This window comes from Salegentibacter sp. 24 (assembly GCF_004362395.1).
GTDB lineage: Bacteria > Bacteroidota > Bacteroidia > Flavobacteriales > Flavobacteriaceae > Salegentibacter.
Map to the genome: position 1 here is coordinate 35,299 of NZ_SNWE01000021.1, position 13,260 is coordinate 48,558.

The following is a 13,260-nucleotide window of genomic DNA, read 5'->3' on the forward strand; positions in this document are numbered from 1 at the left end:
CAAGCCGGACTTTAACCCTGGCTTTGTGAAAACTTATATCTTAGCTTGCCAAATAAGTTATATCGCTTCGTTGCTTGTTGCTATTTTTGTATCCACAAAGGTTGCTGGATGGCAATTCGTTATCGAAAAAAATAACCATATTAAAGTTTAAACCAAAATTTATAAAATGAGGAATAAAATTTTATTCTTATTCACAGTCACTTTTTTTAGTCTTTCACTCCAGGCTCAGAAGGACACTGTAAAGGCTCCGGAATTTCTCCGATTCACCAATAGTAAATGGGTTGATTCTATAATGAAAAAGCTTACGCCGAAAGAAAGAATCGCACAGTTAATCATGGTGGCGGCATATTCGAACCGGGATAAGGAGCATAAGGAAGAGATCCTGAAATTAATCAAGGAACAAAAAATTGGGGGATTGATCTTTTTCCAGGGTGACCCTGAGTCCCAGTTAAGGTTGATCAACGATTACCAGTTAGCTTCTGAAGTTCCATTGTTGGGAGCTATAGATGCGGAATGGGGACTGGGAATGCGACTGGATAATACGATAAGTTACCCCTTTCAGATGGCTCTTGGAGCTATTCGCGATGATAGTTTGATTTATGATCTTGGAAAGGAAGTTGCCCGACAAATAAAGCGCACTGGGCTTCATCTGAATTTTGCCCCGGTAGTAGATGTAAATAATAACCCAAATAACCCCGTAATTAATTATCGCTCTTTTGGAGAAAATAAAAAGAACGTTTCCCTGAAAGGGATTGCCTATATGCAGGGAATGCAGGACGCGAATTTGCTTACTACGGCTAAACATTTTCCTGGTCATGGCGATACCGATACGGATTCTCATTATGCACTTCCGCAAATAAATCATCCTTTTGAAAGGTTGGATTCCCTGGAAATGTATCCTTTTAAGGAATTGATAAAATCCGGGATTGGAGGCGTAATGGTCGCTCATTTAAATATTCCTGCTTTAGATTCAACCGGTGTCCCTTCAACTTTATCAAAACCAATTATAACTGGAATTCTTAAAGATAGTTTAGGTTTTGAAGGTTTGATTGTGACCGATGCTATGAATATGAAAGGCGTTACCAAAGGTAATGAACCCGGTATTGTAGATAAGGATGCAATTTTAGCCGGGAATGATCTTTTAGAGTTTACCGAGGATGTTCCTAAGGCTATTGATGAAATTAGTAAAGCAGTTCAACAGGGTTTAATTACTCAAAAACAGCTAGATGATAGAGTAAGAAAGATCCTGGCGGTTAAGCAATGGGTGGGGTTAAATAAATATAAAAGCCAAAGTCCTAAAAATATCCTCAAGGAAATTAATACCGCTGAAGCTAAATTTCTTAACAGAAAACTAGTAGAAGCCTCGCTTACCGTCCTGAAAAACGAAAACAGTATTTTACCATTAAGAAGGCTGGACACTTTAAAGATTGCCTCCATTTCTTTTGGGGCTTCAAAACAAACCGAATTTCAGAAAACCCTAAATTTATACACTGAAGTAAGAAACTTTCAGTTAAAACCAGATGCAAAGTCTTCAGAAATTGAAAAGCTCAAAGAAAAACTTTCAGAATTTAACGTGGTAATCGGGGGAATTCATGATGACAGCCGATTTCCACGAAATACAATGAAATTTTCTGAATCTGTTCGGAATTTTATAGCATATCTTGCCGAGAAAGAGCATACTGTTTTCAGCTATTTTAAAAATCCTTATTCGATTAATAAACTCAATAAAATTGAAAATGCTGCCGGGTTAATATTAACTTATCAAGATAGCGAAACCACACAAAATATGGCAGGGCAACTTATTTTTGGCGGGGTGGGAGCAAATGGGCGACTGCCTGTGAGTATTGGTGATAAATTCAAATCGGGACAGGGATTGGATGTGAAAGGAAAGATAAGGTTTAAATATACCCTGCCCGAGGATGCTGGGATGAATTCCGAAGTACTTTTTGATGGTGTGGATTCTTTAATGCAGGAAGCTATTAAAAAAAAAGCGATACCAGGAGGGCAGATTTTAGTCGCCAGGAATGGGAAAATCGTTTTACATAAAGCTTACGGATATCATCAATACAGTGATACTGTAAAAGTGAAAAAAACCGATTTGTACGATTTGGCTTCGGTAACTAAAATTTCATCGGCCTTACCAGCCTTAATGAAGTTGCAGGACCAGAATAAATTCAGTTTAAATGCTTCCATAGACGATTACTTACCTTATTTTAAAAACTCGAATAAGGAGGGAATTCCTTTTAAGGAGATTCTTACACACCAGGCACGTTTTAAGCCTTGGATTCCTTACTGGAAGAACACACTTCGCAAAAATGGAAGTTTTAAATGGTTCACCTTCAAGAAAGATTCCTCTGCTAGATTTCCCACCAAAGTCACTGAAGATTTGTGGTTACATCGTAATTATCAAAAGAAAATTTTTAGAGCCATTAAAAAATCGGAATTAGAAAAGGATGCTAAATATAAATATTCGGGGTTAGCTTTTTATCTCCTTCCTGCAATTGTAGAGAAAATTTCTGGACAAGATTTTAGAAAGTATATTAATGAGAATTTTTACGATAAACTTGGATCAACAACCTTAGGTTATAAACCCTTGGAGCGCTTTGAAAAAAGTCGTATTGTGCCTACGGAACACGATTATTTGTTTCGTGAAAAACCGATTCACGGCATGGTGCACGACGAAGGTGCGGTAATGATGGGGGGCGTTTCGGCCAATGCTGGACTTTTTTCTACAGCAAACGATTTGGCAAAACTAATGCAGATGTACCTGAATATGGGTGAATATGCCGGAGAACGTTACATTGAGGAAGAAACTCTTAAAAATTGGAGTAGCACGCAGTTTTCCGAAAACGATAACCATCGCGCAATCGGATTTGATAAACCTTATTTAATCTATAAAGGTGAAAGTAGTAATACAGCTAAAGACGCGAGTAGGGCGAGTTTTGGTCACACGGGTTTTACAGGAATTTACGCCTGGGTAGATCCTGAAGAAGATTTGCTTTATCTGTTCCTTTCTAATCGTGTTTTGCCGAGTCGAAGCAATACAAGATTATATCAATTAAACACCAGGACTAATATTCAACAGGTTTTATATGACGCTATAGAAGAATGAAAGAGATAGACTTTCGCAGTATTGTTTAAAATTATTCTGAAATAAAGAATAGATTCCCTAAATATTTTACCGCTTATTTAAGAAAGTATATATTTGTTTGATTTTTCCATAAAAAGCCATCCGAAATATATGACCAGAAATTACAATCCAATTCTGATTACCCTACTATTATTAATTTCTAATTTTCTATTTGCACAACATTCTTTAAAGGGGAAATTGGTAACCGAATCCAGTGAGCCTGTTGCTTTTGCAAACGTTATTTTATTAAATGCAGAAGATTCTACATCGGTTTATAAAGGAGCTATTTCTGAGGACAATGGTGAGTTTTTGCTAAAGGATATTTCTTCAAATAATTATTTGCTAAAAGTGAGTTTTGTAGGTTATGAAGAATATCTTCAAAAAATCACAGTTAATTCAAATGAAAAAATAGGAAAAATAACTTTAAAAGAAGGTTCTTCAAATTTAGATGAAGTTACGATCCACGCCCGCAAACCAAAAATTACACGAAGCATAGACCGAATAACTTTTGATGTTGAAAATTCTACGCTATCCAGTGGAAGCAGTTGGGATATTTTAAGACAAACACCTGGTGTAATAATGGCACAAGGCCAATTACAGGTTAGAAATTCTGGAGTAACGGTTTATATTAATGACCGTAAAGTGCAACTTAGCAATGATGAATTACAGGCGCTTTTGAAAAGTTATTCTGCAGAAAATATCAAATCGGTTGAAGTTATCACGAATCCTCCTGCGAAGTATGACGCTGAAGGAGGCGCAATTTTAAATATTAACACTAATGCTGCAATATCACCTGGTTATAAAGGAAGTGTTGAAGGCACATATACTCAGGGAATTGTTCCTAAGTATCGGTTAGGAACAAGTCACTTTTGGAAAGGAAACAAACTTAATATTTTTACAAATTATTCTTTCAGCCCGCGCAAAGAGATAAAGCGGGACAATAGTTACATCAATTTCAATCCTAATTCAGATTTATCCCAGCTGTGGCAAAGCAACTTTGAACGGATAACCCGTTCTCAGCTGCATAATGCGAATTTTATTCTAGATTACGAATTTGATAAAAAAAACAAACTTAGTTTTTCTTCAAACCTGTTTTTTTCACCCGATAAAACTTTTGATAATTCGGTACGAACGGATATTTTAACTATGGCGAGTAATCCATTTTCACGCTTTATTACTGATAGTGATGTAAATACTGATGATAGCAATATTGCAGTGGATCTGAGTTATACCCATGATTTTGAAAATGGAGGAAATATTTCTGCCGGTGCGCATTATACTAAATTTGACCAGGAACGTCACCAAAGGGTTAACACCGATTATTTTTCTGGAAATGGGGAAGCTGTGAATAATATTGCCTTTGGTACCGAGGCTGTTCAAGATATAAATATTCTTACAGCTCAAATAGACTTAACTTCAAGCCTGGGAAAAACCTCTTTTGAAAGCGGATTAAAATTATCCAGTATAGATTCTGAAAGTGGCATCGATTTTTTTGATGCAGAAAGCCTTCAAAACTTGTATGACAACCTATCTGATGAATTTCATTATGATGAAAAGGTTTATGCTATTTATGCCAGCGCATCCAGAGATTGGGAAAAGTGGAGTGCAAAAGCTGGATTAAGAGGGGAATATACAGATCTTTTAGGAATGTCATTTTCAACAAATCAATTGAATAGTCAAGAATATTTTGAAATTTTTCCAACTGTTTATCTACAATATAGAGCTACAGATAACCATAGTTTTACTGTGGATTACAGCCGAAGAATTGAACGCCCGAGATATGAAAGCCTGAACCCATTTAGATACTTCTTAAATGAAAATGATTTTAATGCCGGAAACCCGAATTTAAGAGCGGCAATTAGTAATAATTTCAACTTAAATTATACGCTTATGGGAAAATATTTTTTCGATGTATATTATCGTGATAATGGGAGATCATCGGCAAGTTTGGCATTTCAGGATAATCAAAATTTTACCATTAGAAGGTTACAGGCCAATTTATTGGAAAGTAAAGGTTATGGATTGGATATTTTGCACGGTCGTTCGATAAGCGGATGGTGGTATGCCCAATTGTACGCTTCACTTTTTCACGAAGAAAATACTTTTTTAGCGGTAGAAAGCGATAATGTAGAAGTTACCAATGAAATTGATGCTGTATTTGCTCAATTGTATAATTCTTTTACACTTTCAGAAGATGGCACTTTTTCCGGAAATCTTAGTTTCACTTATGTTTCAGATTACATCTCTGGTTCTTATAATTTTGATCCTTTTTCAACTTTGAGCCTTGGTTTCAGGAAAACACTTTGGAATAATCGAGCTGAAGTTAGCCTTAATTTCAACGATATTTTTAACCAAACCAATACGAGACTGACTTCGAAGTATCTCAATCAGGATAATTCATTTTTCGCTCGGGAAGAAATGCGATATGTGCGGGTGGGTTTTAAATATAACTTCGGGAACTTTAGGCTGGAAGATAACCAACGCAGCATTGAAGCCTCTGAAAGAGACAGAATTTAAAAACCAATATACCTTTATTTTCTCAAAATACCTTCTTTGGGGGTTTGGGGGCTTTTTGTACTTTTGCACTCCAAAATAATCCGAAGTGGCCAGAATAGGAAATATAGATGTAGGAGACTTCCCGTTGCTTTTAGCACCGATGGAAGATGTGAGCGATCCGCCATTCCGGGCGCTTTGCAAAGAGCAGGGTGCAGATGTGGTTTACACTGAATTTATCTCTTCCGAAGGACTTATTCGCGACGCTGCGAAAAGTACCATGAAACTTGATATTTACGAAAAAGAAAGACCAGTAGGCATTCAAATTTTTGGAGCTGAACTGGATTCTATGCTAAAATCGATAGAAATTGTAGAGAAATCAAATCCGGATATTATTGACATTAATTTTGGTTGCCCAGTTAAAAAAGTGGTTTCAAAAGGAGCAGGAGCAGGAATTTTAAAGGATATCGATTTGATGGTTTCTTTAACGGAAGCAATGGTTAAACATACCAACTTACCTATCACTGTAAAAACCCGTTTAGGCTGGGATAATGATTCCATAAGAATTGTTGAGGTGGCAGAAAGACTTCAGGATGTCGGATGCAAAGCCATCTCCATTCACGGGAGAACCCGTGTTCAGATGTATAAGGGTGAAGCAAATTGGGCACCAATTGCTGAGGTAAAAAACAATCCAAGAATGCATATTCCGGTTTTTGGGAATGGTGATGTAGACACTCCTGAAAAGGCTGTTGAGATGCGTGATGATTACGGACTTGATGGTGCGATGATTGGTCGCGCCAGTATTGGTTATCCTTGGTTTTTCAGGGAAGTAAAACATTATTTTGAAACCGGTCACCACTTAGCGCCTCCGACAATGTTGGAGCGACTTGATGCTGCAAGACGTCATTTACAAATGGCGATTGACTGGAAAGGGGAGAAATTGGGTGTTTTTGAAACCCGTCGCCATTATACAAATTACTTCAAGGGAATCCCTCATTTTAAGGAATACCGAATGAAAATGGTAACCAGCGATGATGCTGCGGATGTTTTCGTCGCTTTTGATGAAGTAGAACGTGATTTTTCTGATTTTCAGTTCGCTTAGTTTATAAGGCTAGGTCACCTATCTTTTTATCAATCCTATTATTCTCCGAACATATTTCCATTGAAGAATCATAGTTCTGTAGGCCTCAAATACTTGTTGAAAACATATGAAATCAAAGGGTGATTAATTATAGAGCCCAGGGTTTAAATTGCTTTTAATGCTTGTCTGCTGCTTCCAGCTGCGATAAAAGAAGCAATAAGACCGAGAATTCCTATTGTAAAGATTACAATAAGAATGTTGTCAATAGTAATAGCTACCGGATAGGGTAAGCTCGGGGTTATCATTACAAGATCAAATTGCAGTTGCATGTAAACCAGTAAAATTGCGGCTGATAATCCTATAGCGCCCCCAATAATGGTCATAAGCATTCCCTGGGTAAAGAATATTTTTTTTATTTGCCTTTCTGAAGCACCTAAACTAAATAAAGTTTTGATATTATTCCGTTTATCAAGAATTACCATAATAATAGAACCAGCTACATTGAATAAGGCGATAATTAATACCAGGGTAAAAATAAGGTAGACCGCTAGGTTTTCCGTATTAAGCATTTTATATAGCACTTCGTTAAGCTGGGCTCTGTTTTTTATAATAACCTCGTTTCCAAAAAGTTTTTCGATTTCGGTCGTAACTGCATCCGCATCCGCGTTGGGTGTTATTTTAATTTCTATACTCGAATATGTGTTTTCATCTAATTCTAAAAGATTTTGAGCGAAATTCAGATTCGAAAAAACATATTTATCATCCAATTCTTCATTTATACTGTATATTCCGCTAACAATTACTTTCTCCTGGTTAAAAGCCTGTCCTGGATTTAAACCAGTAATTTGACCTTTTCCGGGGCGTGGAACCATCACGTTAAGTAAACTTTGATAGTTAAAAATACTAAGTCCTAATTTTCGAGAAATCGTATTTCCCACCACCACTTGTGCTTCACTATTGGTTAACCACGAACCGGAAACCGCACTGTCTATTTGGTTAACCTGTCGGTAATTCTTGTCCACGCCTTTTATAAAAGCAGTATGATTTTTATTACGGAAATCAAGAAAAATACGTTCTTCAATAATTTTACTAAACTCTGAAACTCCTTCAATGTCGGACAGTTTTTCTGCTTTGTTTTCGGGAAATTGAAAAGTTTTACCACTTATTGGAAGTATTTTTAAATCAGGATCAAATTTATTGGAAAATGATAGACTAAAATCTTTTAAACCAGCAAATCCCGAGAGTACAATAAATAACGAAAAAGCTCCTGCAAAAACTCCAATAGCCGCAATAATGGTGATAATATTTATTGCATTATTACTGCTTTTGCTAAAAAGATAGCGACTGGCGATGTAGAAGGGAAATTTCAAATTATGACTTTTTCCGGCGTTCCAGTAAGTCGGGATCGGCTATGGGATTTTCTTCGCCTTTAATTGATTTTTCAATATTCTCTATATATTCCAACGAATCATCGAGATAGTAATTAATTTCGGGCATTTTTCTAAGTTGATTTTTTGTTCGTTGAGCCATTTCATGCTTTATTTTAGACTTGCCCAGGTTTATTTCCTCTATTACTTCTTGTGCATGTTTCTGTGGAAAAATACTAATATATGCCTTAGCAATAGAAAGATCTGTAGTCACTTTTACTTTAGAGACTGAAATGATTACTCCTGTTCTTCCTGCATCTTTAAGGTTTTTTTGCAGAATATCAGCAAGATCACGCTGTAAAACCCCTCCTATTTTCTTTTGTCTGTTTGTCTCTTCCATACGGCAAAAATACTATAATAAATTTGTTATGTACCTAAGATGTGAAATCGATGCTAGAATCTGGTTTATTTTGTTTATATAAAAATAGAAGTTTACTTTGCCGAAAACAAGAAGTGAGATGAAGAAAATTGAACATATTGGTATTGCAGTAAAAGATCTGGATGTGGCCAATGCCACCTACCAAGCAGTTTTAGGTAGTGAAAATTATAAAACCGAAACTGTAGAAAGTGAAGGAGTAAGAACTTCTTTTTTTAAAATTGGCGACAGTAAAATTGAATTATTAGCAGCTACAAATCCTGACAGTCCAATAGCCAAATTTATTGATAAACGGGGCGAGGGAATTCATCACCTAGCGTTTGCTGTAGATGATATTAGAGCTGAAATCGCCCGCCTGGAAAATGAGGGTTTTAAGATGATAAATGCCGAGCCTAAAAAAGGTGCCGATAACAAGTTGATAGCTTTTATGCATCCAAAAAGTGTAAACGGCGTTTTGGTAGAATTATGCCAGGAAAGAGCTCCGATTACAAACAGTTCGGATTCGTAGTGAGAAGTGATTAAGGAAAATCACGTTTAGTCTTGCAGAGCTTGAAAATATGTACTAATATTGCACACCTAAAATTCAGGTATTAATCAAATGCTTGAATTGGTCCTATAGCTCAGCTGGTTAGAGCACTTGACTCATAATCAAGGGGTCCCTGGTTCGAGCCCAGGTGGGACCACCAATAAAATCAAGCCTTACAGAGATGTAAGGCTTTTTTGTTTCTTCTTGGGTACAACATATGTACAACATTTGGAGGATCAATCGCAATTGTTGTATTTAGGTAAAAAAATTGTGATTAATCTATACAAGTAGGGTTCTATTTTTTTTGACTCCTCTAAACTTCGCTGGAACTACCCTTAAACCCTACTGGTATTTTACAATTCACGCTTTTTAAAAAAATCTTAAATTTTCTTTGTCCCGTTGATTCTTGCTTTTATATTTGCCTTTATTTTTAATAAATCTAAATAATAATAATGAGATATTTTACGTTAATGGCATTGTTTCTTTTTAGCCTAACTCTGTATTCCCAATCTGGTTTAAAAGGGGAAATTAAAAATGAATTAAATACACCTATTGCAGGAGCTACTATTTACCTGGAGGAATTAGGAAAAGGAACCACTACAAATTTTGATGGTTTTTATAATTTAAAAGCCATTCCTGAAGGCACCTATACAGTAACTATAAGAATGTTAGGCTATCAAACCAAAATAGAAAAAATAGCATTTACTTCTAATACTATAGAAATATATAATACAGCCTTAAAAGAGGATTACGGCAGTTTGGATGAGGTAGTAATTTCTGCCAGCAGAAATCCGGAATACCTTTCTGAAATTCCAGCTTCTGTTACCGTTGTAAATTCAGCCAAACTAAAAGAATTTACAAAATTAACCTCTAACGTAAATGAAATCTTAGCCTTCACCGTTCCCGGTCTTGCGGTAAGCACAGGTACTTTTTCCAATTGGGGACAAACCTTAAGGGGACGATCTTTATTGGTAATGGTAGATGGAGTTCCTCAATCTACCCCTTTGCGAAATGGGCAATTGGGAATTAAAAGCGTTAATCCTCAAGATATACAAAGGGTTGAGGTTATAAAAGGAGCTACTTCCATTTTTGGTAATGGAGGAAATGGTGGCTTTATCAATTATATTACTAAACAACCCAACACAAAAGGAAAAATAACCGGAACTACCGAGATCTGGGGTACTACTCAGCTATCTGATACAGAAGATGCACAGGGATATGGTGTTTATCAATCTTTTACCGGGCAGTTAGACAAATTTAATTATTACGTTAGTGGAAGTTTAGAACAAACTGGAAATAAATATGATGCGAATGGCGATCCCCTTCTTCCCACCTATGGTTTTGACAATACGAACATTTATAGCATGTATGGTAAACTGGAATATTTACTTTCAGAAAATCAGAAATTAACACTTAATGGAAACCTTTATAAATCGCTTCAAGACTCCCCTTTTATTCCAGTCTTTGCAGATATACAGGTATTGAATGAGGAAGGAGATTACTCCTTAGAACCAGGATATGGCATCCAGGGTTCAGTTCCTGGACAACAACCTACCGGTTCCCAACTGATAAATGGAAGATTAAAATATAATTTGAACAGTATTTTTTCTGAAACTACTGATTTTGAAACTGACTTATATTATTCGAAAGCCAAGAGCATTTTCTTTTATTCTGATAAATTCGAAAATGGTGGACAATCTGTGATCAATTCAGAAAAATATGGCTTACGTCCAAATTTTAATACGCATATTAATCAGTATCGTGATATAGACATCTCACTGATCTATGGGTTGGATCTATTAAAGGATAAAACCAATCAGGGTCTGTTAGACGGAAGACTATGGGTGCCCAATATTGAATTAATGAGCATCGCACCTTATTTACAAACCACCGTGAAACTGCACCAAAAGTGGGCATTCAAAGCAGGATTGCGGTATGATGACTTAAAAATGGATATTGCTGATTATAATACTCTCCCCTATTCCCCTAAAGGAGATGATAACTTTAACCCTTCCATAGCTGTTCAGGGGGGAGAGCTTGCATTCGATAACCTTGCATTCAATTTAGGATTAAGATATATTGAGCATCAGGAATTTATTCCATACATCAGTTATTCTCAAGGATTTTCCATTGCCGATTTAGGATCTATTTTAAGATCTGCAAGAGCTGAGAGCATAGATAATATTCAATTAGAACCAGCTGTCACCAATAATTATGAATTCGGATTTATTTCAAAATTCAACAATTTCCGATTGGAAGCAGTAGGATATTATAGCACCTCAAATTTGGGCACCGGAGTTGTATTTAGTGACGAGCTAAATTCATTTATACCTTCTGAGCAACCGCAAAAAATATTTGGTGGGGAGTTGGTATTGGATTACGCCTTTTCTAATAAAAAAGTATTTCTGGGAGCATCTTATTCCTATGTAGAAGGACTTAAACACCCTAAAGACAATGAAAATAATTTAAGTTATGTAGGAAGTGATGTTATTTCCGCTCCAAAATTAACAGCTCATGTTACCTGGAAACCAACAGAAAAGATAAGTACCTCATTGAAGGTGCTAAATTTGGGAGATCGAAAGCGGTTTAACACGTTTCAGGATGCGGAAGGTAATTTTGCTTACAGACATACTGAGTTTCCTGTAAATGGATATACATTGGTCAATTTATCTGCGACTTACAAAATAGAACCTAATCTTGGTATTTCCTTAGGTATTAATAACCTTATGAATGAATACTATTTACCCGCGAGATCTCAGTGGGCAGCACCATTAAGGTCTTTTACTGTAGCGGGAGAAGGAGCTAATGCACGTCTTGGGGTAACTTATAATTTTTAAATATTGGTCGCCGTTGCTTATAAATTATAAGTAGCGGCACCTCTCAATTACTAAAACATATTACTTGAAACCATTTTTAAAAATAGTTAAGAAAGTACATCTTTATTTAGGACTGTCTTGTGGTATATTAGCATCCATTTCTGGGCTCACCGGTTCTATGTATGTATGGCAACCAGAAATAACTGCGGCCTTAAATCCATCATTACTCCAGGTAGAGACCATTAATAATACTTCGGAAGAAACCCTTTTAAGAACCTCCCGGTCTCTTTATGAAAAACATAAGGATACCGTTTCTAAAATTTTCCTTCCATACCGGGAGCAACAAACGATTTCTATTGCTTATACTAACGGTGAAACACTTTATTATCATCCAGATAATGGAATGCTTCTAGGACAAAAATCAACTTCTATATCATTTTTTGAGGAGTTGTTGAAGATTCATCGCAGCCTTGGGATTCCAGAATTTGGTAAATTTATTGTAGGTGGAAGTGCCGTTTTGTTTTTTCTTTTTCTCTTAACATCCGGGTTCTTATTATGGTGGAAGAAATATAAGTTCAATTTTAAAAAAGGGATTAAAATTAAATGGAAACGAAATAGAAAAAGGTTTAACTACGATGTTCATAAATCATTAGGATTGTTTTTTCTTCTTCCTTTGCTTTTAATAGCTTTTTCGGGAGGGTATTTTACTTATAATATCTATTACAAAGAGGCCTTTAAGTTGGTTGATAACTTTACTGAAAACTCCAAACCTGAGAAAAAGATAAATCCAGGTACTTCATTGGATATACTGAACATATTACAGGCTCCAGATGAAACATATTCCCTCCGTGCAATTTACTTTCCTAAAAATCCAAATGAAGTATATCAATTTAGATATATAAAGGACCGATTTATTGTTCCCGGATTTAGAAAAACAAAAGAATTAAAAGTAAATCAAAATGGTAAAATCATGAATACTACCTCCTTTGAAAGTGATCGTCTTAGTGAAAAAATAGCAGCACAAATGTATCCAATTCATATTGGAGAAATAGCGGGGTTTTTAGGAAGGATTTTAGTTTTTATCTCAGGCTTTATTCCTGTAATTCTATTTATTACCGGCCTCAGGTTTTATTATTTTAGAACAGTAAGATGATCAACAATATTAAGGTTTATTATCTTAGTTAAATTGTCTCATGGCAAGACCACGCGGCATTAAATGCAACAATTTTTAGATTTCGAGGCAAACCTCGGAGCATTAAATCTCGAATATCGAGTAAATTGCCATCTCCGTAAATAGGTTAAATATCTTTTCTATATTATTAATGGTTACTCTTATAGAATTTATACTAAATTACCACAAAGGGGATATAGCCCTAATTGTAATAAGTATTTATAAGCATAGGTTAAAGCT

The 13,260-nt window shown here is 35.8% G+C and carries 8 protein-coding genes and 1 tRNA gene; 7 read left to right on the top strand and 2 right to left on the bottom strand.

Going from position 1 to position 13,260, the window contains the following annotated elements:
* Positions 1–166: 166 nt before the first annotated feature.
* From DET49_RS14255 to dusB, 3 genes are all read left to right on the top strand, one after another.
* Positions 167–3,112 (top strand): glycoside hydrolase family 3 N-terminal domain-containing protein, encoded by a 2,946-nt coding sequence (locus tag DET49_RS14255; protein ID WP_133548828.1) that lies wholly within the window; start codon positions 167–169, stop codon positions 3,110–3,112.
* A 129-nt stretch (positions 3,113–3,241) separates the two neighbouring features.
* Positions 3,242–5,647: an outer membrane beta-barrel family protein gene (locus tag DET49_RS14260; protein ID WP_133548830.1), complete on the top strand. Its 2,406-nt coding sequence runs from the start codon at positions 3,242–3,244 to the stop codon at positions 5,645–5,647.
* 85 nt (positions 5,648–5,732) lie between these two features.
* A complete protein-coding gene (gene dusB / locus DET49_RS14265) occupies positions 5,733–6,725 on the top strand; it encodes a tRNA dihydrouridine synthase DusB (protein ID WP_133548832.1) in 993 nt (330 codons plus the stop codon).
* A gap of 143 nt (positions 6,726–6,868) precedes the next feature.
* On the opposite strand, the gene DET49_RS14270 is transcribed toward dusB, so the two are convergent.
* Positions 6,869–8,074 carry an ABC transporter permease gene (locus tag DET49_RS14270; RefSeq protein ID WP_133548834.1) on the bottom strand — a complete coding sequence of 402 codons (1,206 nt, stop codon included), beginning with the start codon at positions 8,072–8,074 and terminating at the stop codon, positions 6,869–6,871.
* A gap of 1 nt (position 8,075) precedes the next feature.
* Complete coding sequence (rbfA, locus tag DET49_RS14275; RefSeq protein WP_133548836.1) at positions 8,076–8,471, bottom strand: 30S ribosome-binding factor RbfA; 396 nt, start codon at positions 8,469–8,471, stop codon at positions 8,076–8,078.
* A 118-nt stretch (positions 8,472–8,589) separates the two neighbouring features.
* On the opposite strand from rbfA, the gene mce reads away from it, so the two are divergent.
* The 4 genes from mce to DET49_RS14295 all read left to right on the top strand — a co-directional run bounded on the left by mce (position 8,590) and on the right by DET49_RS14295 (position 13,002).
* Positions 8,590–9,015: a methylmalonyl-CoA epimerase gene (gene mce, locus DET49_RS14280; RefSeq protein WP_133548838.1), complete on the top strand. Its 426-nt coding sequence runs from the start codon at positions 8,590–8,592 to the stop codon at positions 9,013–9,015.
* A 101-nt stretch (positions 9,016–9,116) separates the two neighbouring features.
* Positions 9,117–9,193 (top strand) — tRNA-Ile (locus DET49_RS14285).
* A gap of 292 nt (positions 9,194–9,485) precedes the next feature.
* Positions 9,486–11,870 carry a TonB-dependent receptor gene (locus DET49_RS14290; protein WP_133548845.1) on the top strand — a complete coding sequence of 795 codons (2,385 nt, stop codon included), beginning with the start codon at positions 9,486–9,488 and terminating at the stop codon, positions 11,868–11,870.
* A 64-nt stretch (positions 11,871–11,934) separates the two neighbouring features.
* Positions 11,935–13,002, top strand: coding sequence for a PepSY-associated TM helix domain-containing protein (locus tag DET49_RS14295; protein WP_133548847.1), 1,068 nt, complete (start codon positions 11,935–11,937; stop codon positions 13,000–13,002).
* Positions 13,003–13,260: the final 258 nt, after the last annotated feature.